Origin of the sequence: Stenotrophomonas maltophilia (assembly GCF_900186865.1) — a bacterium.
GTDB classification, from domain to species: Bacteria; Pseudomonadota; Gammaproteobacteria; order Xanthomonadales; family Xanthomonadaceae; genus Stenotrophomonas; species Stenotrophomonas maltophilia.
Map to the genome: position 1 here is coordinate 3,167,228 of NZ_LT906480.1, position 23,343 is coordinate 3,190,570.

The 23,343-nt window shown below is 67.1% G+C and carries 24 protein-coding genes; 11 read left to right on the forward strand and 13 right to left on the reverse strand.

Features of this window, described 5'->3' with window-relative positions:
• Window positions 1–70: 70 nt before the first annotated feature.
• The 3 genes from pheA to CKW06_RS15145 all read right to left on the reverse strand — a co-directional run bounded on the left by pheA (window position 71) and on the right by CKW06_RS15145 (window position 3,414).
• Window positions 71–1,276 carry a prephenate dehydratase gene (pheA, locus tag CKW06_RS15135; protein WP_024956386.1) on the reverse strand — a complete coding sequence of 402 codons (1,206 nt, stop codon included), beginning with the start codon at window positions 1,274–1,276 and terminating at the stop codon, window positions 71–73.
• Window positions 1,277–1,327: 51 nt separating this feature from the next.
• The gene (gene serC, locus CKW06_RS15140; protein ID WP_024956385.1) at window positions 1,328–2,413 is read right to left on the reverse strand and encodes a 3-phosphoserine/phosphohydroxythreonine transaminase; all 1,086 of its coding nucleotides are present in this window, start codon (window positions 2,411–2,413) and stop codon (window positions 1,328–1,330) included.
• A 194-nt stretch (window positions 2,414–2,607) separates the two neighbouring features.
• On the reverse strand, window positions 2,608–3,414 hold the full coding sequence (locus CKW06_RS15145) for an FHA domain-containing protein (RefSeq protein ID WP_024956384.1): 807 nt from the start codon (window positions 3,412–3,414) through the stop codon (window positions 2,608–2,610).
• 125 nt (window positions 3,415–3,539) lie between these two features.
• Here CKW06_RS15145 and CKW06_RS15150 point away from each other — a divergent pair, with 125 nt between their 5' ends.
• The 3 genes from CKW06_RS15150 to CKW06_RS15160 all read left to right on the forward strand — a co-directional run bounded on the left by CKW06_RS15150 (window position 3,540) and on the right by CKW06_RS15160 (window position 5,635).
• On the forward strand, window positions 3,540–3,815 hold the full coding sequence (locus CKW06_RS15150; protein ID WP_005410185.1) for a polyhydroxyalkanoic acid system family protein: 276 nt from the start codon (window positions 3,540–3,542) through the stop codon (window positions 3,813–3,815).
• Between the two features lie 80 nt (window positions 3,816–3,895).
• On the forward strand, window positions 3,896–4,387 hold the full coding sequence (locus CKW06_RS15155; RefSeq protein WP_024956383.1) for a phasin family protein: 492 nt from the start codon (window positions 3,896–3,898) through the stop codon (window positions 4,385–4,387).
• Window positions 4,388–4,624: 237 nt separating this feature from the next.
• Entirely contained in the window at window positions 4,625–5,635 is a 1,011-nt protein-coding gene (locus CKW06_RS15160) for a restriction endonuclease (protein WP_024956382.1), read from the forward strand.
• Window positions 5,636–5,781: 146 nt separating this feature from the next.
• Here CKW06_RS15160 and CKW06_RS15165 read toward each other — a convergent pair whose 3' ends face one another.
• From CKW06_RS15165 to CKW06_RS15180, 4 genes are all read right to left on the reverse strand, one after another.
• Window positions 5,782–6,174, reverse strand: coding sequence for a type II toxin-antitoxin system HicB family antitoxin (locus CKW06_RS15165; RefSeq protein WP_005410188.1), 393 nt, complete (start codon window positions 6,172–6,174; stop codon window positions 5,782–5,784).
• 13 nt (window positions 6,175–6,187) lie between these two features.
• Complete coding sequence (locus CKW06_RS15170) at window positions 6,188–6,364, reverse strand: type II toxin-antitoxin system HicA family toxin (RefSeq protein WP_076738546.1); 177 nt, start codon at window positions 6,362–6,364, stop codon at window positions 6,188–6,190.
• Window positions 6,365–6,458: 94 nt separating this feature from the next.
• Complete coding sequence (gene hutC, locus CKW06_RS15175; RefSeq protein WP_005410189.1) at window positions 6,459–7,187, reverse strand: histidine utilization transcriptional repressor HutC; 729 nt, start codon at window positions 7,185–7,187, stop codon at window positions 6,459–6,461.
• 28 nt (window positions 7,188–7,215) lie between these two features.
• On the reverse strand, window positions 7,216–8,586 hold the full coding sequence (locus CKW06_RS15180; RefSeq protein WP_024956381.1) for a formimidoylglutamate deiminase: 1,371 nt from the start codon (window positions 8,584–8,586) through the stop codon (window positions 7,216–7,218).
• Between the two features lie 67 nt (window positions 8,587–8,653).
• Here CKW06_RS15180 and hutI point away from each other — a divergent pair, with 67 nt between their 5' ends.
• The 6 genes from hutI (at window position 8,654) to CKW06_RS15210 (ending at window position 17,821) form a co-directional block, all read left to right on the forward strand.
• On the forward strand, window positions 8,654–9,877 hold the full coding sequence (hutI, locus tag CKW06_RS15185) for an imidazolonepropionase (protein WP_024956380.1): 1,224 nt from the start codon (window positions 8,654–8,656) through the stop codon (window positions 9,875–9,877).
• Entirely contained in the window at window positions 9,874–11,415 is a 1,542-nt protein-coding gene (gene hutH / locus CKW06_RS15190) for a histidine ammonia-lyase (protein WP_024956379.1), read from the forward strand. Before hutI ends, hutH begins: the two co-directional genes overlap by 4 nt.
• Entirely contained in the window at window positions 11,412–12,266 is an 855-nt protein-coding gene (hutG, locus tag CKW06_RS15195; protein WP_024956378.1) for an N-formylglutamate deformylase, read from the forward strand. The genes hutH and hutG overlap by 4 nt, the downstream gene beginning before the upstream one ends.
• Window positions 12,263–13,930 carry a urocanate hydratase gene (gene hutU / locus CKW06_RS15200; protein WP_005410194.1) on the forward strand — a complete coding sequence of 556 codons (1,668 nt, stop codon included), beginning with the start codon at window positions 12,263–12,265 and terminating at the stop codon, window positions 13,928–13,930. Before hutG ends, hutU begins: the two co-directional genes overlap by 4 nt.
• A 149-nt stretch (window positions 13,931–14,079) precedes the next feature.
• Window positions 14,080–15,516, forward strand: coding sequence for a serine hydrolase domain-containing protein (locus tag CKW06_RS15205; RefSeq protein WP_024956377.1), 1,437 nt, complete (start codon window positions 14,080–14,082; stop codon window positions 15,514–15,516).
• Window positions 15,517–15,709: 193 nt separating this feature from the next.
• Window positions 15,710–17,821, forward strand: a complete 2,112-nt coding sequence (locus tag CKW06_RS15210) for a TonB-dependent receptor family protein (protein ID WP_038646168.1) — start codon at window positions 15,710–15,712, stop codon at window positions 17,819–17,821.
• 46 nt (window positions 17,822–17,867) lie between these two features.
• On the opposite strand, the gene CKW06_RS15215 is transcribed toward CKW06_RS15210, so the two are convergent.
• From CKW06_RS15215 to CKW06_RS23625, 4 genes are read right to left on the reverse strand one after another with little or no spacing between them, the layout of a single operon-like run.
• On the reverse strand, window positions 17,868–18,386 hold the full coding sequence (locus CKW06_RS15215; protein WP_024958850.1) for a hypothetical protein: 519 nt from the start codon (window positions 18,384–18,386) through the stop codon (window positions 17,868–17,870).
• 13 nt (window positions 18,387–18,399) lie between these two features.
• Window positions 18,400–19,272 (reverse strand): hypothetical protein, encoded by an 873-nt coding sequence (locus CKW06_RS15220; RefSeq protein WP_038646165.1) that lies wholly within the window; start codon window positions 19,270–19,272, stop codon window positions 18,400–18,402.
• Entirely contained in the window at window positions 19,272–20,117 is an 846-nt protein-coding gene (locus tag CKW06_RS15225) for a hypothetical protein (RefSeq protein WP_024957211.1), read from the reverse strand. Before CKW06_RS15225 ends, CKW06_RS15220 begins: the two co-directional genes overlap by 1 nt.
• 51 nt (window positions 20,118–20,168) lie before the next feature.
• Window positions 20,169–20,321: a hypothetical protein gene (locus CKW06_RS23625; protein ID WP_005410201.1), complete on the reverse strand. Its 153-nt coding sequence runs from the start codon at window positions 20,319–20,321 to the stop codon at window positions 20,169–20,171.
• A gap of 275 nt (window positions 20,322–20,596) precedes the next feature.
• Between CKW06_RS23625 and CKW06_RS15230 the strand changes: the two genes are divergently transcribed.
• Window positions 20,597–20,908, forward strand: coding sequence for a hypothetical protein (locus CKW06_RS15230; RefSeq protein ID WP_225792049.1), 312 nt, complete (start codon window positions 20,597–20,599; stop codon window positions 20,906–20,908).
• Window positions 20,909–20,942: 34 nt separating this feature from the next.
• On the opposite strand, the gene CKW06_RS15235 is transcribed toward CKW06_RS15230, so the two are convergent.
• Window positions 20,943–21,518, reverse strand: coding sequence for a TetR/AcrR family transcriptional regulator (locus tag CKW06_RS15235; RefSeq protein WP_024957212.1), 576 nt, complete (start codon window positions 21,516–21,518; stop codon window positions 20,943–20,945).
• A gap of 69 nt (window positions 21,519–21,587) precedes the next feature.
• Between CKW06_RS15235 and CKW06_RS15240 the strand changes: the two genes are divergently transcribed.
• Window positions 21,588–22,133: a thioesterase family protein gene (locus CKW06_RS15240; protein WP_024957213.1), complete on the forward strand. Its 546-nt coding sequence runs from the start codon at window positions 21,588–21,590 to the stop codon at window positions 22,131–22,133.
• A 6-nt stretch (window positions 22,134–22,139) separates the two neighbouring features.
• On the opposite strand, the gene CKW06_RS15245 is transcribed toward CKW06_RS15240, so the two are convergent.
• A complete protein-coding gene (locus CKW06_RS15245) occupies window positions 22,140–23,273 on the reverse strand; it encodes an agmatine deiminase family protein (RefSeq protein WP_024957214.1) in 1,134 nt (377 codons plus the stop codon).
• Between the last annotated feature and the right edge of the window lie 70 nt (window positions 23,274–23,343).

Genomic DNA, 23,343 nt, shown 5'->3' on the forward strand with positions numbered 1-23,343 from the left:
ATCATTCCGTAAACACCGGCAGCGCCGGCGATGCATCAGGGAGCGGCGGCCATGGCCGCCGCAGCAGCACTCAGGGCACGGCCACCGGATAGGAGCCCAGCACCTTGATCTGCGCCGAGTGCGCTTCCAGTTCGGCCAGTGCGGCCTGCATCGGCGCGTCGTCGATGTGGCCGGCCAGGTCGATGAAGAAGCCGTACTCCCACTTGCCGTGGTGCGAAGGCCGCGACTCGATGCGGTTCATGCTGATGCCGTGGCGGGCGAACGGGCTGAGCACGTCGAACAGCGCACCGGGCTTGTCATGGATGAACACCAGCACCGAGGTGCGGTCGTGGCCGGAGGTCGGGAAGATGTTACGGCCCACCACCAGGAAGCGGGTGGTGTTGTCGGCATCGTTCTGGATCGGCTTGGTGACCACCTTCTTCAGGCCGTACACGTGGCCGGCACTCTCGCCGCCGATGGCAGCCGCGTCGTCGGCGTTGCGCGCACGGCGCGCACCTTCGGCGTTGCTGGATACCGGAATCTTCTCGGCCTTCGGCAGGTTGGCGCGCAGCCACGCCGAGGTCTGCATGAACGACTGCGGGTGTGCGTAGATGCGCTCGATGTCCTCGATGCGGCCGCTGCGCGACATCAGGTACTGCTGCACGCGCAGTTCCACTTCGCCACAGATCTTCAGGTTGGAGGTCAGGAACATGTCCAGGGTGATCTGGATGGTGCCCTGCCCCGAATTCTCCACCGGCACCACGCCGAAATCGGCGTTGCCCGCTTCCACTTCCTGGAACACTTCCTCGATGCTGGCCATCGGCAGGCCCAGCGCGGAGCGGCCGAAGTGCTTGAGCACCGCCTGCTGGCTGAAGGTGCCTTCCGGGCCGAGGTAGCCGATCTTCAGCGGCTCCTGCTGGGCCAGGCAGGCCGACATGATCTCGCGGTAGACGTGCACCAGCAGCTCATCGCTGAGCGGGCCTTCGTTGCGGTCCACCACCATGCGCAGCACCTGCGCTTCGCGCTCGGGGCGGTAGTAGTCGACGGCAGCGGCCAGCTTGCCCTTGGCCTTGCCGACCTGGTGGGCGAAACGTGCGCGCTCGGCGATCAGGCTCTGGATGTCGCGGTCGATCTGGTCGATCTTCGAACGCACATCGGCCAGCGCCAGCGGCGCCAGGGTGGGCGCCGGGTTCGACGCAGCCTTGGACGTGCTCTTGCCCTTGGCCTTGGTGGAGGCGCTGTCCTTGGCCGGTTCGGCCTTCTTCGGCACCTTCTTGCTGGATTTGCTGCTTGCCATCGGAATTCCCTGTTGCGGGGCACGCACCCGACGGTGCGCGCCGTTCATTGCTCAACCGTGACGCTGCTGGAAATCGGCCATGAAGGCGACCAGCGCCTCGGCCCCGGCCAGCGGCATGGCGTTGTACAGCGAAGCCCGGATGCCGCCGACCACCTTGTGACCCTTCAGCGCCAGCAGGCCAGCGGCCTTGGCTTCGGCGACGAAGCGGGCGTCGAGTTCGGCATCGGGCAGGAAGAACGGAATGTTCATGCGCGAACGGGCCGCATGTGCGACTTCATTGCGGTAGAAGCCGCCGGAGCCGTCGATGGCGCCGTACACCAGCGCGGCCTTGGCGGCGTTGCGCTTGGCGAATTCGGTCACGCCGCCCTCGGCCAGCATCCACTTGAACACCAGGCCGGCCAGATACCAGTTCCAGGTCGGCGGGGTGTTGAGCATCGAATCGCGGGCGACGTGCGAGCGGTAATCGAAGATGTCCGCGCGCGGCTGGCCACTGCGCTCGAGCAGGTCGCGGCGGATGATCATCACCGCGATGCCGACCGGGCCCAGGTTCTTCTGCGCGCCGGCGTAGATCACGCCATAACGGCGCACATCCAGCGGTTCGCTGGCGATGGACGAGCTGAAGTCGGCGATCAGCGGGACGTTGCCGGTATCGGGCACATCACGGAATTCGACGCCGTGGATGGTCTCGTTGGCGGTGATGTGCACGTAGGCGGCATCGCGCGACAGCTGCCAGTCGGCACGCGCCGGCAGCTCGCGGTAGCCGTGGGCCTCGCTGCTGGCGGCGATGTTGACGTCGACGTAGACCCCGGCCTGCTTGACCGCGGTCTTGCCCCAGTGACCACTGACCACGTAGTCGGCACGCTGGCCGGGGCTGGCGAAGTTGAGCGGGATCAGCGCCTGCTGGGTGGTGGCGCCACCGGACAGGAACAGCACCGCATAGTCGTCGGGGATGTCGAGCAGGCGACGCAGGTCGGCCTCGGCTTCGGCAGCCACGGACATGAATTCCGCGCCGCGATGGCTCATTTCCACGATCGAAGCGCCGGACCCGTGCCAGTCCAGCATTTCCGCCTGCGCCTGGCGCAGGACCGATTCCGGCAAGGTCGCAGGGCCGGCACTGAAGTTGAACGCGCGCGTCATGTCACACCTGTGGGGCAAGACCCCTAGTATGCCGCAGTGCACCAGCCTTGCGGCCTTGTGGCGCAAGGGAAATTTGGTTTCATTGGAATCCATTGGCGACGCGACCGGGTAGTGCCGGCCGCTGGCCGGCAACCTCATGGATTCGGGGCGGCGGTTGCCGGCCAGCGGCCGGCACTACCGTCACCGCGCGACCGTCAGCGCGCGCCGAACCAGAGCAGCAGGCTGAGCACTGCCGCCAGCAACAAGGCGCTGGCCAGCAGCCACGGCCAGCGCCGGACCCTGCGCGGCGTCACCGGCAGCACCGGCGCCTGTTCCGCGTCCTCGCCGGACTCGTCCTCGGCCGGCAACGGCCGCCGACGTGGATCATGCGGCACTTCCAGCACAAAACGATGCTGGCCATCGAACACCACCTGGTCGCCGGCCTGCAGCCAGCAGTGGCGCACGGCTACGCCGCTGACCCGGGTGCCGTCGGCACTGCCGAGGTCGCGCAGCAGCACACGATCACCGTGCACTTCCACGCGGGCGTGCTGTTCGGCGAAGGCCGGATCGTCGATGGCGATGTCGGCGTCGCTGCCGCGGCCGATCAACCGTGCCCGCGACAGCGTATAGCTGCGGCCATGATGCAGGCCGCCGACACCGCGCAGCAGGCGCTGCTGCTCATCGGTGCCATCGTCGTTCTTCGGCGCGGGTGCCTGCAGCAGGCTCTCGACCTCGCCCTGCAGCACCATCTCCACGCCGTCCACATAGACCGCATCGCCTGCACGCAGCAGCGCCATGCGGCGCACCGGCCTACCATTCACGTGGATGCCACGGATACCGTTGCCGACCTGCAGCCACAGGCCGCGATCGTCCATGCAGAACTGCGCCAGCAGCAGGGCGCCGTGGCCGGCGTCGCCGAGCCGCACGCTGCCGTTGGCCTGGCGCACGATGCGTTGCACCCCGGGCCGCAGCGGCTGGTCGGGCTGTTGTTGTTGACTGAAGTGAACAAGCAGGTTCTGCACGCGGCGCAGCCTAGCAGGTTGGCCGCCAACGAAGAAGAACCTGCGATGAGTGCTTGGCGCGACGGCCCTCGATGCGCACAATGCTCGCCCTCATTGATCATCCCCGCCCTGCGCCAGGAGCCTGCATGTCCACCATCGATGTCCGCCACGCCCACGCCCTGCCCGACGCACAGGCACGCGCCGCGATCGAACAGGTCGCCGCCAAGCTGTCCGAGCGCTTCGGCCTGAAGTCGTCCTGGGCCGCCGACGTGCTGAACTTCTCTGGCAGCGGCGTGGACGGTGCGATCGAACTGCAGCCGGGCGCCGTGCGCGTGACCGCCAAGCTGGGCTTCCTGCTGTCGGCGATGAAGGGCATGGTCGAGGGCGAGATCCAGCGCGTCCTGAAGGAAAAGCTGGGCTGAACCCCGGCGGCGGCCGTCACGGCCGTGCAACGCCAGTGCGCGCTACTCTCGGGGCAGGCCCAACTCCCACGGGAAGTGCGATGAACCAGTACGAAAACGATGACCGCCGCAACGACGACGCCTCGTTCGGTGACCAGGCCGAGCGCTTCTCGCGCAAGCTGAGTGACTCGGCGCAGCAGGTCTGGCTGGCCGGCCTGGGCGCTCTTGGCCGTGCACAGGCCGAAGGCAGCCGCTTCTTCGACGGCCTGGTGAAGGAAGGCGAAGCCTGGGAGGCCCGCCGCCGTGAACGCCACGGCGAACAGGGTCCGGGCTGGCGCGACAACGTGGAATCCTCGCTGGATGAGGCCCGCGAGAAGGCCTCTGGCACCTGGAACAAGGTCGAAAAGGCCTTCGATGACCAGGTGCAGGGCGTGCTCAAGCGCCTGCATGTCCCAACTGCGGACGAGGTGACCGCGCTGGAAGCCCGTATCGACGCCCTGCACGCGCGGCTGGCCAAGCTGGAAAACCGTGCGGCCTCGGGCGCCGATGCTCCCGCCCCGGGCAGCCATCAGTCGCCAGGCAGCGTGCCCTGACCGGCCATTGTTGCAATGCAATAAAATTTGATTGACAATCGCGAGCAACCCGCCAATCACTTCGGCTGCCGTTTGTTCCCTCCCCTCACGGCTTCAGGATTGGCGGGTTTTTCGTGCTCGCCGTATGCCGATCTGAGCGTTCCATCACGCTTCCTGTCAGGAACGTCCTGACCCAGCCGGATAGTGCGACCTTTACACTGTCGTCTTCCGCATTCGCCCCTTCCGCGCACCTCCTGCATGCTCCCTTGGATCCTGGCCCTGCTGTCGGCCCTGCTTACCTGTTCCCTGGCTGTTGTCTATCTGTGGTGGATCAAGCGGCGGCAGAAGGAGATGCAACTCGGCCTGCAAGCGCTGGCCGGCATGCACTGGCGCGAGTTCTCGGTACTGGTCAAGCGCATGCTGCGCGAACAGCGCGGCCTGCGTGAACTGAATGACCCGGCGGAGGAGTCCCGCGAGCCAAGCAGCGACTTCCTGCTCAGCGACGGCCCCAACCAGTGGCTGGTGTCCTGCAAGCATGGCCTTGCCTACCGTATCGGCACCGCCGCAGTGAACGAGCTGGGGGCTGCTGCGCGCCTGGCCGGCGCCAAGGGCGGCGTGCTGCTGACCGAAGGCCGGATGGAACGCGACGGGCGCAGCGCTGCCGAGAAGCAGGCGGTCGAGGTGCTGGACGGTCCACGCCTGTGGCCGCTGCTGCAGCCCTACCTGCCGGCGGAAATCGAAACCCGTGTGCGTGCCAGCGCCCGCCATGAAGCCCTGCGCCGGATCGCCATTGCCGCGCTCGGCGCGGTCACGCTGGGCCTGCTGGTGGGATTGAGCCTGCAAGGCTTGCATGTGCAGGACACCCCGCCTGTTGCCGAGGTGGCGGACACCCCCGCGCCGGTTGCACCTGCGGTTGAAGCGGCGCCCGAACCGGCGCCGGCCCCCGCCACCACGCCGCCGGCCGCTGCGCCTGCACCGGCCGCGCCCTCAGCCGACGCGCGCAGCAACCCCAACCCGGATGCCGCCACGCTGGAGCGCTTCCAGGCCGATCTGTCCCGCGCCTTGGCCGGCAAGCCCGGTATCGCCAGCGGGGTCTGGCTGACCCGGCAGACGCTGGCGATCAACCGCACGGGCGAGCTGGACGCGGTCTGGCCGCAGGTCTGCGAGGAAGTGCTGCACTACCCCGCCCTGCGCAACGTGCGCATCCAGCTCAACGCCCGCCCCGGCGTGGATGAGCCGGTGCGCTGGCGGCAGTGCGCCACGTACTGATGGGGCCGCATCCACGCGTGGCGTGGATTTACTGAACCCCGATGCGCGACCCCTTGGTAGATCCACGCCACGCGTGGATGCCTTTGCAGAGTTGAGCCACACGCGAACAGCAGCCGAGCATCGGCTCGGCTCCACATGGCGCCAGCTCAGCCCAATGCCGCGAGATGGGCGATGTAACTGGAGCGCGATTCACCCGCCGCTCTGGCCTGCGCATCCAGCCTCGCCAGGATCCGGCGTGGCAGGCTGATATTGACCCGCTCGATGGTATCGTCCAGCAGAGCCGGATCAATGCAGATGTACGCAAGAATCCAACGGATGTCCTTGGATGCCTCGGCGGCGATCTTCTGTGGCGCGGAAGGTGTCGGAATCGAGCGCCCCTCATCCAGGGCCGCATCAATCCAGGCGAGTGCAGCTTCCTCGGCAGCGCTGAGCGCATCATCAAGCGTGTCGGCCGCCGAGAAGCACCCCGGCAGATCTGGAACGACCACACCCCACGCGGTGCGCTCATCGCCTGCCTCGATCAGGACTGGATATCGCATGGGCCCTCCTACGTCAGTCCTGCGAGCTTCCGCAACGCCTGCACCAGCCCTTCCCCAGATCCTTCCTTGGGTGAGGAACGGTGATGATGTGAGGGTGCTGCGGGTGCACGAATACATGATGGGATCCGCGGATCCGACGACAGATCCAACATGCCGCTTCCAGATCCCGGATGAGGTCCCTGCTCTTCATGCAGGGACGATACACATCGCACACACGCCCCGACAGAGTTCAAGGCGACAGTCGTTCCGGCCCAGTAGATCCACGCCATGCGTGGATGGAATCCCTATCGCGCGCCCGGCGCGAAGCGCGCCACCAGGTCCCAGGCATCCCCCAGGAACACCTGGCGCACGCGGGTGATCGGCTGTTCGCCACGCCAGGTCAGGCGTTCGATCACCAGGCAGGCGGTACCGGGCTTCACGTCCAGCAGCTTGGCGGTGGCGGTATCTGCCCCCCAGGCACTGATGCGGTGCTGGGCACGGGTCCACGACACGTTCTGCAGCAGCCAGCTGCCCGGCGCGGTAGTGCTGAAGTCGACTTCCAGTACCTCAGGCACGCCCACCGGGCTGATCAGGCGATGCTCCAGCGCCAGCGGGCGACCATCGGCCAGATGCAGGCAGCGCATCGCCAGCAGGTTTTCCTGTCCGGCCAGCTCGACTTCACCGGCATTGCCGGCATCGGCAAGGCGCAGGTCGCGCTGCAGCAGGCGATAGGTGTACTGGTGGCCGCGCGAGCCAACCTCCATCGCGATATCGGGGATCTCCAGCGCCACCTGCTCCAGGTGCGGGGGTTGCCGCGCCACGAACGAACCGGCACGGCGGCGACGCTCGATCATGCCGCTCTCGGCCAACGCGGTCAGCACCTTGTTCACCGTCATCCGCGAGCAGCCGTACTGCTCCATCAGCTCGTGTTCGTACGGAATCCGGAAGCCCGGCGCCCACTCTCCACTGAGGATGCGGCTTTCCAGATCGCTGCGGATACGCTGGTTGAGCGTGGCGGACTTGCTGGCCTTCACGTAATGGGGTCTCGGTGGCGGGAGGCGATCAGCCCAGCACGCCACGCAGGGCGGCGGTAAAGGTGGTGGTGATCGCCTCGCGCTGCAGGTGGCGGCCCTCGGCCACGCATTGGCGGCCATGGCGCCAGACCGATCGCAGCGCGCCATTACGTGCGGCGAACACCCAGCTGTCAAGCCATGCGTCATCCTGTCGCGCCTGCAGCGCCGGGTGCCCGGCATCCAGTTCGACCAGGTCGGCACTGGCGCCCACCTGCAGGCCAGCGGCCACGCCCAGCGCCTGTGCACCACCGTGCAGTGCGCCTTCGAACAGGAAGCGGCCGGTGCTGCGGGTGGCATCCGGGGCCAGTACGTTGCGCCCACGCAGGGTCAGGCGCTGGCCGTATTCGAGCAGGCGCAGTTCTTCGGCCGCATCGATCAGCACATTGGAATCGGAGCCGACACCGAAGCGCCCGCCCTCGCGCGCGAACGCCTGCATCGGGAACAGGCCGTCGCCCAGATTGGCTTCGGTGATCGGGCACAGGCCGGCCACGGCCTGGCTGGCCACGATGGCGGCGCGCTCATCGTCGGTGATGTGGGTGGCGTGCACCAGGCACCAGCGCGCATCCACCGGTGCATGGTCGTACAGCCACTGCACCGGACGCTGGCCGCTCCAGGCCAGGCAGGCCTCGACTTCACGCACCTGCTCGGCGATATGGATGTGCACCGGGCCGTCGGTCAGCGGCAGCAACGCACTCAATTCCTCGCCGGTGACTGCACGCAGGCTGTGCGGCGCGATGCCGAGCACCGCATCCGGCAGCGCGGCCAGTGCCGGCTTGGCGGCGTCCAGCAGCTGCGCGAAACCGTCCACATCGTGGATCAGGCGACGCTGCGCCGGATTCGGCGGCGCGCCACCGAAATCGGCGTGCGCATAGAACACCGGCAGCAGGGTCAGGCCGATACCGGTCTGATCGGCGGCGGCAGCAATCCGTGCACTCATCTCGGCGCGGTTGGCATAGGCGCGACCATCGGCGTCGTGGTGCAGGTAATGGAATTCGCCGACGCGGGTGAAGCCGCTTTCCAGCATTTCCATGTAGGCCTGGGCGGCGATGGCCTGCACTGCGTCCGGGCGCAGATGGGCCAGGAAGCGGTACATCAGCTCACGCCAGCTCCAGAAGCTGTCACCGTCACCGCCGCCGATCTCGGTCAGCCCGGCCATGCCGCGCTGGAAGGCGTGGCTGTGCAGGTTGGGCAGGCCCGGCACCAGGATGCCGACGCAGGTGTCGCCGTGCTGGGCGCCCTGCCCCATGTGGATCGCCGTGATGCGGCCGTCCTGCATCTGCAGGCGGACATCGCGGGCCCAGCCCTCGGCCAGCAGGGCGTGGGCGGCATGGAAACAGTGTGGGGAACGCGAATCGGACATGGCTGGACAACCCGAAATGGACGCCTATATTGTATAGACATATAAGCACAGCCGCGTTGTGGATGCCATGCACGTCGATACCCTCTGGTCCAATGTCCACCTGATGACCCTCGATGGCGAGGGGCTGGGTGTCATCCGCGATGGCGTACTGGCCTGCGCTGGCGGCCGCATCGTCCATGTCGGCCCGGCCGGCAGCGACGCCCACCTGCAGCCGACCACCCGCATCGATGGCGAAGGCCGCTGGATCTCGCCCGGCCTGATCGACTGCCACACCCACCTGGTCTACGCCGGCAACCGCGCCAACGAATTCGAGCAGCGCCTGCAGGGCGTCAGTTATGCCGAGATCGCCCGTGCCGGCGGCGGCATCGTCTCCACCGTGCGCGCCACCCGTGCTGCCACCCCGGAACAGCTGGCCAGCGAAAGCCGGCCGCGCCTGCTGGCGATGCGTGCCGAAGGCGTGACCACGATCGAGATCAAGTCCGGCTACGGCCTGACCCTGCCCGACGAACGCAAGCAGCTGCAGGTAGCGCGTGCGCTGGGCGAGGAGTGCCGGGTCAACGTGGTGACCACATTCCTCGGCGCACACGCGATTCCGCCAGGCCGCGAGGCGCAGGAATACACCGGCGAGGTGTGCAACGTGATGATTCCGGCCATCGCCGCCGAAGGCCTGGCCGAAGCGGTGGACGTATTCTGCGAGAACATCGCCTTCTCGCCGGCGCAGGCGCGGCAGGTCTTCGAAGCGGCGCGCGCCAACGGGCTGGCGGTGAAGATTCATGCCGAGCAGCTGAGCAACCAGCATGGCGCCGAACTGGCCGCCAGCTTCGGTGCCCTCTCGGCCGACCATATCGAACATCTGGACGATGCCGGCATCGCCGCGATGGCCGCCGCCGGCACCGTCGCCGTGCTGTTGCCTGGCGCCTTCTATTTCACCCGCGATACCACCCTGCCGCCGATCGCTGCGCTGCGTGCGGCCGCCGTGCCGCTGGCGCTGGCCACCGACAGCAATCCGGGCACTTCGCCGCTGACCAGCCCGCTGCTGGCGATGAACATGGGCGCCACCCTGTTCCGCCTGACCGTGGATGAGTGCATCGCCGGCTTCACCCGTGAAGCGGCGCGCGCGCTCGGACGCAGCGACCGCATCGGCCGCCTCGCCGTGGGCCTGGACTGCGACCTGGCGATCTGGGACATCGATGCCCCCGCCGACCTGGTCTATCGCATTGGATTCAACCCGCTGCACGCGCGCGTGGTGCGCGGACAGCCCGACCTGCCTGCCTCCTGGAGCAACACATGAGCAACACCCTGGTTCTTCGCCCCGGCCATGTCACTCTTGCCCAGTGGCGGCAGGTCTATCGCGGTGCGCCGCTTGCACTGGACCCGGCCGCGCTGCCGGTGGTGCGCGCCAGTGCTGCGGCGGTGGCCGCCATCGTCGCCAAGGGCGCGCCGGTGTATGGCATCAACACCGGTTTCGGCAAGCTGGCCAGCGTGCGCATCGAGCGCGAAGATCTGGCCACCCTGCAGCGGAACATCGTGCTCTCGCATGCCGCCGGCGTGGGCGAGCCGATGCCGGCCAGCGTGGTGCGCCTGATGATGGCGCTTAAGCTGGTCAGCCTGGCGCAGGGTGCGTCAGGCATTCGCGAGGAGACCCTGCTGCTGCTGGAAGCGATGCTGGTCAAGGGCGTGCTGCCGGTGGTGCCCGCACAGGGTTCGGTGGGTGCCTCGGGCGATCTGGCGCCGCTCTCGCACCTGGCCAGCGTGATGCTGGGCGTTGGCGAAGCCTTCATCGGTGACGAGCGCCTACCGGCAGCCGACGCACTGGCACGTGCCGGCCTGCAGCCGATCGAACTGGGCGCGAAGGAAGGCCTGGCGCTGCTCAACGGCACCCAGTTCTCCACCGCCTATGCGCTGGCGGGCCTGTTCGAGATCGAGACCGTGTTCCAGGCCGCACTGGTCACCGGCGCGCTGTCGGTGGAAGCTGCCAAGGGTTCCGACACGCCCTTCGACCCGCGCATACACGCGATCCGCGGCCAGCGCGGGCAGATCGCCACCGCCGCCACCCTGCGCGCGCTGATGCAGGGCTCGGACATCCGCGAGTCGCATCGCGACAACGACGTGCGCGTGCAGGACCCGTACTGCCTGCGCTGCCAGCCGCAGGTGATGGGCGCGGCGCTGGACATCCTGCGCCAGGCCGCGACCACGCTGGAAATTGAAGCCAACGGCGTGTCCGACAATCCGCTGGTGTTCACCGACACCGGCGAAGCGCTGTCCGGTGGCAACTTCCACGCCGAGCCGGTGGCCTTCGCCGCCGACATGCTGGCGATGGCGGTGTGCGAGATCGGTTCGATCAGCGAGCGCCGCCTGGCGATGCTGGTGGACCCGGCCCTGTCCGGCCTGCCGGCGTTCCTAACCCCGCGCCCGGGCCTGAATTCCGGCTTCATGATTCCGCAGGTGACCGCCGCCGCGCTGGTCTCGGAAAACAAGCAGCGCGCCTACCCGGCCAGCGTTGATTCGATTCCGACCTCGGCCAACCAGGAAGACCATGTGTCGATGGCCGCGCATGGCGCGCGCCGGCTGATGCAGATGGCCGAGAACGCCGCCAACGTGATCGGCATCGAGCTGCTGGCCGCCGCGCAGGGCTGTGATTTCCATGCGCCGCTGCGCTCCAGCGCCGCGCTGGAAACGGTGCGCGCCACCCTGCGTGCGCAGGTGCCGACGCTGGAAGAAGACCGCTATTTCCACCCCGACATGGTGACCGCCACGAATCTTGTGCGCAGTGGCGCGCTGGCGCAGGGCCTGGGCGATCTGTTGCCGACTGTGGAACCGCAGGCATGACGACCCTTCCTGAATGGTTGACGGTGCACGAGGGCGATGCCCCCCTCATCGTCAGCTTCCCGCATACCGGCAGCGAGCTGCCGCACGACCTGATCGGCGACTACCACTCGCCGTGGCTGGCCCGCCGCGATGCCGACTGGTGGGTGCACGAGCTGTACGACTTCGTGCGCGGCATGGGCGCGACCACGGTGCGCTCGGCGATCTCGCGTTCGGTGATCGACCTCAACCGCGATCCCAGCGGCGTGTCGCTGTACCCGGGCCAGAACACCACCGGCCTGTGTCCGCTGACCACCTTCGACAACCAGCCGCTGTACCACGCCGGGCGCGAACCGGACGAAGCAGAAATCGCCCGTCGTCGCGACACGTATTTCCTGCCTTACCACGATGCGCTGGCTTCGCAGATCACGCGCCTGCGTGCACGCCACGGCACCGTGGTGGTGTACGACGCGCACTCGATCCGCTCGCATATCCCGCACCTGTTCGAGGGCGAACTGCCGCAGTTCAACCTGGGGACTGCCGGTCCGTCCGGCGCACCGGACACCTCCTGCGACAACGCCCTGAGCGACGTGGTGGAAAACCTGCTGAAGATCAGCGGCATGAGCCAGGTGCGCAACGGCCGCTTCAAGGGCGGCTGGATCACCCGCCACTACAGCAACATCGCCGGCGGCGTGCACAGCCTGCAGATGGAACTGGCCTGCCGCGGCTACATGCACGAACCCCTGCCGGACCAGGTGGACGAACACAGCTGGCCCACCCCGCTCGACCCCGACCTCGCCGCACCACTGCGCCACACCCTGGCGCAGGTGCTCAACGCCTGCCTTGATTTCGCTACGAACCGGAGCGCCGCATGACCCGCAACGACCCGTCCCGCACCATCGCCGCGCCGACCGGCACCACGCTGAACGCCAAGAGCTGGCTGACCGAAGCACCGCTGCGCATGCTGATGAACAACCTGCACCCGGACGTGGCCGAGCGCCCGCAGGAACTGGTGGTGTATGGCGGCATCGGCCGCGCCGCACGCGACTGGGAAAGCTTCGACGCCATCGTCGAAACGCTCAAGCGCCTGGACGATGACCAGACCCTGCTGGTGCAGTCCGGCAAGCCGGTGGGCGTGTTCCGCACCCACGCCGATGCACCGCGCGTGCTGATCGCCAATTCCAACCTGGTGCCGCGCTGGGCCAACTGGGACCACTTCAACGAGCTGGATAAGAAGGGCCTGGCCATGTACGGCCAGATGACCGCCGGCAGCTGGATCTACATTGGTGCGCAGGGCATCGTGCAGGGCACCTACGAGACCTTCGTGGAAATGGGGCGCCAGCATTTCGGCGGCGACCTGACCGGGAAGTGGCTGTTCACCGGTGGCCTCGGCGGCATGGGTGGTGCACAGCCGCTGGCTGCCGTGATGGCCGGCGCCTCCTGCCTGGCCGTCGAGTGCCGCAAGAGCAGCATCGACATGCGCCTGCGCACCGGCTACCTGGATACCTGGACCGACAACCTGGACGAAGCGCTGCGCCTGATCGATGAATCGTGCAAGGCCGGTACGCCGAAATCGGTGGGCCTGCTCGGCAACGTTGCCGACGTGCTGGCCGAACTGCTCAAGCGCGGCGTGAAGCCGGACCTGCTGACCGACCAGACCTCCGCGCACGACCCGGTGAACGGCTACCTGCCGCAGGGCTGGACGGTCGAGCAGTGGGACGAGAAGCGCGTTTCCGCCCCCAAGGAAGTGGAGAAGGCCGCGCGCGCATCGATGGCCAACCACATCCGCGCCATGCTCGGCTTCCACGCGCTGGGCGTGCCGACCGTGGACTACGGCAACAACCTGCGGCAGATGGCGCTGGAAGAAGGTGTGGCCAATGCCTTCGATTTCCCGGGTTTCGTGCCGGCCTACATCCGCCCGTTGTTCTGCCGCGGCATCGGCCCGTTCCGTTGGGCGGCACTGAGTGGCGACCCGGAAGACATCGCCAAGACCGATGCCAAGGTGAAGGAACTGATTCCGGACAACCCGCACCTGCACCGCTGGCTGGACATGGCCGCCGAGAAGATCAAGTTCCAGGGCCTGCCGGCGCGCATCTGCTGGGTCGGCCTGGGTGATCGTGATCGACTTGGCCTGGCGTTCAACGAGATGGTCGCCAACGGCGAACTGAAGGCGCCGGTGGTGATCGGTCGCGACCACCTGGACAGTGGCAGCGTCGCCTCGCCGAACCGCGAAACCGAAGCGATGGCCGACGGCTCCGACGCGGTGTCCGACTGGCCGCTGCTGAACGCCCTGCTCAACACCGCCAGCGGCGCGACCTGGGTGTCGCTGCATCACGGTGGTGGCGTCGGCATGGGCTTCTCGCAGCACGCCGGCATGGTGATCGTCTGCGACGGTACCGAGGCGGCGGCCAAGCGGATTGGCCGCGTGCTGTGGAACGACCCGGCCACCGGCGTGATGCGCCATGCCGATGCGGGGTATGACATCGCGATCGACTGCGCGAAGGAAAAGGGACTGGATCTGCCGGGCATCCTCGGCTGATCGCAGGGGTGCCGGCCAGCGGCCGGCACTACCGAAAACGTGTGGTAGTGCCGGCCGCTGGCCGGCTCTCCCTGATGCGGGAATCGGTGCCCTTGACCCGCTCTTCCGACGTGACCAACATGCGCCATCACCGCTGACGGATCACCGCGATGTACCGCACCCTGGCTGCTGCATTGCTCTGCACGCTGTTTGCGATCCCACCCGTTTCGGCGCTTGAAACTGCCGGCGATCTTTCCAAGCAGCTCAGCACCCAGCTGCAGGCCAACCGCGAACGCTACGGCATCGCCGGCCAGGCGGTACTGGTCGCCCACAACGGCCAGGTGCTGTACCAGGGCGCCAGCGGTGAAAGTGATCCCGCTACCCATGCGCCCGCCACCGTCGAGACCATCTTCGCCGCGCAGTCGATGGCCAAGCTGCTGACCAGCACGCTGGTGATGCAATTGGTCGACCAGGGCAAGGTGGATCTGGACGCGCCGGCCAGCCACTATGTGCCGGACCTGCCATCAGCATGGCAGACCATTCACGTACGCGATTTCCTCAACCACAGCTCGGGTATCGGCGAGTACTACGACCGGGTGGACAACCGCTGGGTGAGTAAGGGCTACACCGGAGTGGCGCCGGACCTTGCAGCAGCACTGAAGGTGGCCGGCGCGACACCGATGCAGTTCGCCACCGGCAGCCGCGTGCAGTACACCCAGGCCAACTACCTGGTGCTGACCGCCTTGCTGGAAGCGCATTACCGCAAGCCTTACCCAGCCATCGCGCACGAACGCATCCTGCAGCCATTGAAGATGGCCAGCACCTCGTGGGGCGGTGCCAGCGTGCCAGCCACGCGCGCGGCGGTGCCTTACATCGGCAAGGACGGCCACCTGCAGCCCGCCAATGAAGATCCCTGGCCGGACTACGGCTGGGGCCATGCCGATCTGCAGACCACCGTGGGTGACATGAACCGTTTCCTGCAGGCGCTGGCGACCGGCAAGCTGGTGCGCACGGCGACCCTGGAAAAACTCTGGCAGCCGCAGAAACTGGCCGGTGGCGGCAACAATTTCTTCTCCACGGGATGGGACACCACGCGCAGCGACGGCTACACCCAGGTTGGCCACGATGGCGGCACCCGCGTTCGTGCGCGGTTGGCTTACAAGGGCAGGCTGGCCAGCGGTTACTGGGTGTTCGTGTACCTGACCAACGGCAGCGCCCGCAATGTCTGGTCCAGCACGTTGGTGGAGAGCACGATGGCGGTGGTTGCGCCCGGGGAGTTTCCGCACGCTGTGCTGTCCGAGCGGCTGATCGGCTATGCGCTGGATGACAGCACCGATGCGAAACCGCAGATGCGTAGCTGGCTGCACGACAGCAATGGCGTTCCCACCGGCGAACTGGAACGTGCGATCAATGCCGATGGCTACGCCATCCGCGAGAGTCTGGGTGCCAGCAAGGCACTGAAAGTGTTCGCGCTCAACGCCGAGCTGTATCCGGATTCGGCCAACGCGTGGGACAGCCTGGCCGAGTGCCATGCGGCATTGGGCGATGCAGAGATTGCCAAGGCGCTGTACGCGAAGGCCAAGGCGCTGGCGAAGCCCTCGCCCTAAACCCTGCTGCAGAGCCGACCCCATGCTCGGCTGCTCTTCGTTGCAATCTCAGGAGACCCGCGCTGCGCGCGATAGCCGAGCATGGACTCGGCTCTACATGGATGTTGCGGGCGGCCATACGCCGCCGGTGGGTGACGTGACGCCGCCGAACTGTTAACTTGCGCGCCACTTTTGTGGTTTACAGCATTCCCGCATGCCGCTATCGTCGTACCGCCCCACCCCCTCGCTGCTGTTCCTGGCCGTTTCCCTCGGCCTCTCTTCCACCGCCGCTGCGGCCCCACAGGCCACCACGCTGGATGCCGTGCAGGTCACCGCTGCCGCCGATGCCAGCGCGCAGGCGCGCGAGGCGCTGAAGCGCGTTCCCGGCGCCAGCAACCTGATCGACGTGGCCAAGGCCGACAGCCGACTGTCCACCAGCGCCGATGTGCTGGCCTACCAACCGGGCATCAGCGCGCAGTCGCCGGGCAATGAGGGCACCAAGATCTCGATCCGTGGCTCGGGCATCAACCGTGGCCCGGGCGCGCACGCCTCGGGCATTGCGGTGTCGATCGACGGCCTGCCACTGACCGGCCCGGGCGGCACGCCCTACGAGCTGCTGGAACCGCTGTGGCTGTCGCGCGTGGAAGTCCTGCGCGGCGCCAACGGCTTCGAGCGCGGTGCGTTGGCGCTGGGTGGTGCCATCGACTACGTCAGCCGTAGCGGTCGTGATTCGGCGGGTGTGCAGCTGCACTACGAAGCCGGCAGCCGTGGCTACCAGAAGCGCGGCATCAGCTGGGGCGGCGTCAGTGGTGATGTCGACTACTTCCTGGCCTACACCGATACCGAGTTCGACGGTTACCAGCGTCATGCGCGCGGCGACGGCAAGGGTGCGATGGCCAACATCGGCTGGCAGATCACGCCCGACCTGCAGACGCGCTTCTTCGTGCGCTATCGCGAAACCAATCATGAAACGCCCGGCCGCCTGACCCGCGACCAGATCCGCAACGATCCGCGTGCCGCGAATGCGGCCAACCTGGCCATCGATGCGCGTCGCCCGCAGCCGGGCAGCACCTGGGTGGGCAATGTCACCACGCTGCAGATCGATGAGGACTCCTCGTTCCAGGCCGGGCTGGTCTATCACAAGTACCCGATGGACTTGAACGAGAGCCTGTACCGGCAGCAGCTGGACTACGCCAACCTCAACGCCACGCTGGACTACCGCCGCCGCCACCGGCTGTTCGGCCTGGACAGCGAGACCACGGTCGGCCTGCGCGTCACCCACGATCTGGACGCCGATGTGCGCGAGTCGCTGCGCTTTGCCAGCAACGGCTATGCCGCGGGTACGCGCACGCGTGACTTCCGGCACCACGGCACCGACAGCACGCTGCACGTCAGCAATACCCTCACCTTCAATGACCGCCTGCGCATGCAGACCGGGCTGGCGCTGATCAAAACCCGCCGCGATGTGCAGGTGACCTGGCCAAGCAGCGGTGGCCGCCTGCGCGACCACGACTGGGACTATGCGCCGCGACTGGGCTTCACCTGGCAGCACAGCGCCCAGACCCAGTGGTTCGGCAACCTCAGCCGCTCGGTGGAGGCGCCGCACCCCTGGTCGATGATCTGGGGCTCGAACCAGTACTTCGGTCCAGGCAATGGCCCGTCTACCGGCCGCCAGCGCGCGCCGGTGCCGATGCAGAATCAGACCGCCACCACGCTGGAACTGGGTGCGCGCGGTGACGCGGCGCTGGGTCGCTGGGAACTGACCGGCTACTACGCGCACGTAAACCACGAACTGCTCAGCGTCGAACTGCAACCGGTGCCGAACCTGTTCATCGCCGAGAACAACGCCAGCCCCACCGTTCACCGCGGCATCGAGGCCGGATTGGACAGCACGCTGTGGCAGGCTGCACCGGGCCGCCTGTCGCTGCGCCAGGCGTATACCTTCAGCGATTTCCGCTATCGCCACGACGCGCGTTTCGGCAGCAACCGCCTGCCCGGCCTGCCGCGCCACGCCTACCAGGCCGAGCTGCGCTTCGATCATGCATCCGGCCTGTACGCCGCGCTCAATACCGAATACGTCTCGCGCATCGCCGTGGACTACGCCAACAGCTACTGGGCCGACAGCCACGTGATCTTCGGCAGCCGCATCGGCTACGACGCACCCGGTGGCCGCTGGCAGGCCTGGGCGGAGATGCGCAACCTCGGCAACCGCCACTACGCCGCCACGGTCACGCCGGGCTACGACGACGCCGGCAAGGATGTCGCGCGCTCGACCCCGGGCGATGGGCGTGGCGTCTATGCGGGCGTGCGCTGGCGCTTTGACTGATGACCGCAGGCGGCGCCGGGTGTGATCCGGCGCCGTCGTTCCAGGATCAGCCGATACGCCAGGCCGGCAGGCGCTCGCTGCGCTTCCAGATGGAAGGTGCGAAACCAATCAACGCCAGCGCCGCCAGCCACTTCGGTGAGGTGTTGAGCAGTGTCGAGGTAAGCGAACCATCGACAGGGGCGGCCATTTCCTGCCACGGGTTGTAGCCCAGGTAGACGACGCTGCCAGCCCACCACAGCAATGCCACACCGACACCCACCAGCAACAGAGCCAGCGTGCGGCAGGTCCAGCGCTGCGAGGTGGTGCCCCACTCGCGGGACGCCGCTACCAGCAGGCTCACCACCAGCAGCGACACCAGTGCAACCAGCCCGATATCGACCTTGTGCCCGATACGCTCGTAGGTGCAGGCGCGGCATCGCGCCTCTTCCGCGGCAGTGGCGGCTTCGGCGCCATCGGCCTCCCCGGCTGCGGGCTGCGCCAGTGCCGCAAACGGCATCAATACTGCCAGCAGCGTCACCATGATCCAACGAAACAACGTCCTGTTCCTGCGTGCAGCGACGTCCATGCGCTCTTCCTCGTCAGTGGTTGTACGTCCAGGGCCGCAGTATGCGGCCGTCCCATACGCCGCCCAGACCCCGTTCCGGGGGTTCGGCCATCCAGCGTTCTTGTTCCCGATGCAGCACGACAAGCTCCCGGTAGACGAAATCGTCGGAACACGAATCCCAGGCGACCGCAATCATAGCCCACTGCCCATCGACGCTGAAAACAGGCCGGGTCAGATAGGCGACGTGGTCGTATGTCCGAGTCGGCCCATGCACCGTTGCCCCGCACCCTTGCTCCCGCAGCGCTCGAAGCCCCGCGCCGTCCATCCGCTGCGCACCGGCCAATGCGGCCGCAGGCACTGGCGTGGACCGGCGATTGACGGGAACCAGGTCCGCCTGCAGCTGCAACCGCAGCGCATGGATGTCCGGCGGCCACCGGTCGTCCAGCGGCAGGACCAGGTCGTCCACCTCCTGGCAGATGGAGGCACTGCTGCCCGGCCAGCAATAGGGCAAGGTCTGCTCCATCACGTAGATGTCCTCCCCCACCGGGTCGGTCAACTGCGGCTGTTCCTGCGGGCGCCATTGATCAACGCGCGTGGACGGTGTCTGCGGTGCGCTGGGCACCTCGCTCAGCGACGATGGCAGAACTGGCGTTGGCTGCGGCACTGGCGGGGGTGGAGGGGGGAATGGGGGGCTCTGCCGGATCGCCAGCGCCATCGCCTCCGCCTGCATCTGCGCTGTTCCCAGGTTGATCGGTAGCCGACCGATCTCCTGCTGCCACCTCGGGCGCAGGCTGCAGATCCCGGCCATGAGCGCCAAGGCCGACAGCGCCGCCGCCAGCGATGCAATGCGTCGCCAGGCGATCCGTTGTTGGCAGTCACGGTTTGGCTTGAACGAGGTATCTATCATCACGACTCCGGCAACGCGGGCCACAGGCCCTGTCCAAAGCTCATATGGCGGACAGGCTCCACTCGAACACGCTCCCAGCCGCCCTTCCTGCGATGCAGAAGGTAGAGGACACGCATCGCCGTTCCTCCACTGCACAGATCCGAGGCGACCGATGCCATTGCCCAGTTCCCATCCAGGCTGAACACAGGACGCTGCAGATAGACAACGCCCAGATCCGGATTGCCCGGGCCACCCGTGCATCCCTCGATACCGCGCGCGCGCCGTTGCTGAAGCTCGTCCCACGTCATCCGTTGCGCCCGCACGTGTGCAAGCTCGAACGCGAGACCGGGTACCCGTGAAGCCCGGCGGTTCGCAACCTGCAGCATCGACTCCAGATGCTGCTGCAGTTGAAAGGACGCCGCACTGTCATCATCGCGCCACTCGACGACGCTGTGACGAACCTGGCAGACCGGGGCGGGATATCCTTCACCGCAGGAAGGCGCAGTCCATTCCATCACAGCGAATGGAATGTCGGGCTCCCAGCCGCGCGGCTCGAAGTGTGCTGGCGCGACGTCTTCCAACCGCACCGCTGCGGTCGCGAACCCACTGTTACCGGCCAGCATCGGGGAGGAGACTCCTCTCATTGGAATCGGTGGAACCGGCGGCTTTCCTGGCGGTGTCGGTCGCAGGTCGATGAGCTCTGCCATCACTTCGGCCTGCATCCGTGCCGTTCCCAGATTGATCGGAGGCGGGCCGACTTCCCGCCGCCACTGCGGGCGCACGCTGACCATCAGCGCTACGACTGCAACCATCGATAGAACGACCGTTGTGGCCAGGACGCGTTTCCTTGCAATGCGCTGTCGCATGAAGATCCTGGAAAAAGTGAAGCACAGAGGAAATCGCCCGGAATTGCAGTACTACCCGGCCAGCACTACCGCCATCGGGTAGCGCAGCGGCATTGCATCGACAGCGGCCGCCCACTGCAGACCCGAGGCATGGAAAACGGTGGCGCCGGTCAACGCGACGATCATGGCCACCGCGTGCGCGGCCAGCCGCACGCACGACTTCACTGCCGCGGCTCCTGGGCAACTTCAATGCACTGATTGAAAAATGGCGCGAGTTCTTCATGCCGCCGCCAGCGGGCGCGTGGCATTGCGGCCAGGGACCTCAGAAACCTGATACTGCATGCGGACATCCTTGCCGGGCACGCGTAGGCGGTGGTGGACGGATTCTAGCGCGATGGGGCCGTGGGTCCATCACCCACAGGCCGCACTGGCGCCGGCCTTGTACCCGCGCGCCGGCGGCTGGATTATGATTTTCCACCAGAAGAGCTATGCGCCACGGCATGCACGCCTCCCAGTTCACCCGCGCCACCGCGCTCGTGATGTTCGTTCCAATGATCGGCCTCGCCGGTTGGGGTTCGTGGTTTGGTAGCCGCTGCTTCAGCGATGGCTGCCTCGGCGTCCTGGTGGCATGGCTTGCCGCCGTGGCCACCTTTGCGGTGCAGGCGTTGCTGGTGCTCCCGACGCATGCCTGGGCCCTCAAGCGGCAGGGATGCCCCGCCTCCCGCAGCTACCTGCGTTGGCTTGGCGCGTCGGCCATCGCTGCCTTCCTGCCCATCGTGCTCGGCTGGGGCTACCTGATGATCTTCCGATGACCTGCTGCGCGTCTTCCGCACACGTATAGCCGGATCAAGGAGGCGCGGCCGCCTTCAGCAACTGCGCTGCTACCCGATCAAACGGAGCGATGTCCTGCAGTGCGCGGCACATCGCCACGGCGCCTTCCACGCTGGCGATCACCAGGCTGGCCAGTCCATCCGCCGCCGCAGGTTCGTGGCCGTCGGCAATGAAGGCTGCGGCCAGATGCCCCTGCCAGCGCACGAACACCTCTGCGGCGGCCACGCGCGGTTGGCTGGTAACCGCCTCGACCGGCTCTTCGACGGCAACGGCCAGCACCGGACAACCCGCGCGGAACCCGGACCGCAGCAGGCGCTCGCGCCACATCGCCAGGAACTGCTGCAGGCCCTGCACGGCCCCGCCCTTCAACAACTCAACGAGGAGCGCCTCCACCTTGTCACCAGCCATGTGGGTGGCGCGCGCCAGCAGCTCCTGCTTGCCGCCGGGAAAGTGGTGATAGGTGGAACCCAGCGGCGCCTCGGCCAGCTTGGTCACCTCACGGATGCTGGTGGCATTGAGACCCACGCGCGCCAGCATCTGTGCCGCAGCATCAATCACGCGTTGTGGCGCATCAGAGGGGCGCGGGCTCACGGCAGGCTCCTTGCCAGGACAGTCGTCATAAATTAGCGTATCGGCGATTCTATAACAGTCGTCATAACCATGAATCTCTGGTTCCGCCTGATCCACCTGCTGCTGTGCAGCCTGTTCCGGCCGAAGCTGGAGGCGCCGTTCGGGGTCTCGCGGCTGCAGTTCCGGGTACTGCCCAACGACCTGGACAGCAACCTGCACATGACCAACGGCCGCTACTGGAACATCTTCGATCTGGGCCGGCTGGACCTGATACTGCGGATGGGCCTGGGCCGGGTGGCGCTGCGCGAGAAGTGGGCACCGATCGTCGGCGCTGGCACCATCCAGTTCCGCCGTGAACTGAAGCCGTTCCAGCGCTTCACCCTGGAAACACGCCTGGTCGGCTGGATCGGCTCGCGCGGCATCATGGAGCAGCGCGTGCTGATCGGGCCCGAGCAGAAGATCGCCACCCGTGCGCTGCTGGTCACCGGCATCTACGACCGTCGCGCGCGCCAGTTCCTGGGCATGCCGAAGATGATGGAAGCGATCGGTGTGGTTGCCCCGCCGTCGCCGCCGCTCAGTGCAGCCGCCGAGGCGCTGCTGGCGGCCGATGCGGCGTTGAAGCAGGACGACGCCTGAGGCACCTCAGCCTACCTTCGGCATGTTCTTGGTCACGCAATGGATGCCGCCACCGCCACCGGCGATCGCATCGATGTCCACCTGTTCGATCACACGACCGGGATACATGTCTTCCAGTAGTTCACGGCAGTAGCCATCGGCTGCGTCGTCACCGAACTGCGGCGCGACCACCGCGCCGTTGATCGGCAGGTAGTTGATGTAGCCCATCGCCAGATCATCGTTGTCGCGGGTATGCACGTTGTCGCGCCCGTCCAGCGGCGGCGGCAGCGTGTGCACCTGCAGACGACGGCCATCGGCATCGGTGGCGCCGCGCAGAATCTCCAGGTGCTCGCGGGTCAGATCGTAGTCGTAGGACTCCGGATCGTCGTCCAGATTGGCGATCACCACGCCCGGACGCACGAAGCGCGCATAGAAATCCACGTGTGCGTCAGTGATGTCCTCGCCGGCGATGCCGGGCAGCCAGATCACCTTGCGCAGGCCGAGGTGGTGCATCAGCTCGGCCTCGATATCCGCGCGCGACCAGCCGGGATTGCGATTGCGGTTCACCCAGCAGCTTTCGGTGAGGATGGCCGTGCCATGGCCATCGACTTCGATGCCGCCACCCTCGCCCACCAGATCGCTTTCCAGCAGCGTCGCGCCGGTCACCTGCGCCAGCCACGGCGCCACCGCACCATCGTTCCGTGCGCTCTGCTTGCCGCCCCAGCCGTTGAAGTTGAAATCAACCAGGCCCAGCCCGCCCTTGCCATCGGTGACGAAACAACCGCCGTAGTCGCGCACCCAGATGTCATCCAGCGGCACTTCGAGAAACTCGATGTTGTCGCGGCCGCAGCGGTCCTGCGCCAGCTTCCGCTGCGCCGGGCGGCACAGCACGCTGACCGGCTGGTAGCGGGCGATGGTGCGGGCCAGGCGGGCGACGGCGGTGTTCACCGCGTCGGCCTGCGCACCCCAGACCCGCGGTTGCGCAGCAAAGGCCAGGAAGACGCGCTCCTGCGGGCCGTGCTCGTCGGGCATCCGCCAGACGCCCGCTGCTGGCCCCGCTGCGGATACGCGCGCGGGCAGCCCCGCCAGGCCGAGGGCGGCCAGGCCGCCAAGACCAGCGGCGCCGGCCAGTTGGGTGAGGAAGTGACGACGGCTGTTCATGACAGGCTCCATGGCCGGTGTGGGATGGACCTATGCTGCGCTTGCGTATCGATAAGAACAAACGATAGAT

Coding starts and splice junctions, on each gene's coding strand:
- CKW06_RS15165 (WP_005410188.1), bottom strand. CDS start 6,174: ATGCGATATCCAGTCCTGATCGAGGCAGGCGATGAGCGCACCGCGTGG.
- serC (WP_024956385.1), bottom strand. CDS start 2,413: ATGACGCGCGCGTTCAACTTCAGTGCCGGCCCTGCGACCTTGCCGGAA.
- CKW06_RS15150 (WP_005410185.1), top strand. CDS start 3,540: ATGTCCACCATCGATGTCCGCCACGCCCACGCCCTGCCCGACGCACAG.
- CKW06_RS15180 (WP_024956381.1), bottom strand. CDS start 8,586: ATGTCCGATTCGCGTTCCCCACACTGTTTCCATGCCGCCCACGCCCTG.
- pheA (WP_024956386.1), bottom strand. CDS start 1,276: ATGGCAAGCAGCAAATCCAGCAAGAAGGTGCCGAAGAAGGCCGAACCG.
- CKW06_RS15230 (WP_225792049.1), top strand. CDS start 20,597: ATGCACGCCTCCCAGTTCACCCGCGCCACCGCGCTCGTGATGTTCGTT.
- hutI (WP_024956380.1), top strand. CDS start 8,654: ATGCACGTCGATACCCTCTGGTCCAATGTCCACCTGATGACCCTCGAT.
- CKW06_RS15225 (WP_024957211.1), bottom strand. CDS start 20,117: ATGCGACAGCGCATTGCAAGGAAACGCGTCCTGGCCACAACGGTCGTT.
- CKW06_RS15220 (WP_038646165.1), bottom strand. CDS start 19,272: ATGATAGATACCTCGTTCAAGCCAAACCGTGACTGCCAACAACGGATC.
- hutU (WP_005410194.1), top strand. CDS start 12,263: ATGACCCGCAACGACCCGTCCCGCACCATCGCCGCGCCGACCGGCACC.
- CKW06_RS15245 (WP_024957214.1), bottom strand. CDS start 23,273: ATGAACAGCCGTCGTCACTTCCTCACCCAACTGGCCGGCGCCGCTGGT.
- CKW06_RS15210 (WP_038646168.1), top strand. CDS start 15,710: ATGCCGCTATCGTCGTACCGCCCCACCCCCTCGCTGCTGTTCCTGGCC.
- hutG (WP_024956378.1), top strand. CDS start 11,412: ATGACGACCCTTCCTGAATGGTTGACGGTGCACGAGGGCGATGCCCCC.
- CKW06_RS15160 (WP_024956382.1), top strand. CDS start 4,625: ATGCTCCCTTGGATCCTGGCCCTGCTGTCGGCCCTGCTTACCTGTTCC.
- CKW06_RS15240 (WP_024957213.1), top strand. CDS start 21,588: ATGAATCTCTGGTTCCGCCTGATCCACCTGCTGCTGTGCAGCCTGTTC.
- hutH (WP_024956379.1), top strand. CDS start 9,874: ATGAGCAACACCCTGGTTCTTCGCCCCGGCCATGTCACTCTTGCCCAG.
- CKW06_RS15170 (WP_076738546.1), bottom strand. CDS start 6,364: ATGAAGAGCAGGGACCTCATCCGGGATCTGGAAGCGGCATGTTGGATC.
- CKW06_RS15155 (WP_024956383.1), top strand. CDS start 3,896: ATGAACCAGTACGAAAACGATGACCGCCGCAACGACGACGCCTCGTTC.
- CKW06_RS15215 (WP_024958850.1), bottom strand. CDS start 18,386: ATGGACGTCGCTGCACGCAGGAACAGGACGTTGTTTCGTTGGATCATG.
- CKW06_RS15205 (WP_024956377.1), top strand. CDS start 14,080: ATGTACCGCACCCTGGCTGCTGCATTGCTCTGCACGCTGTTTGCGATC.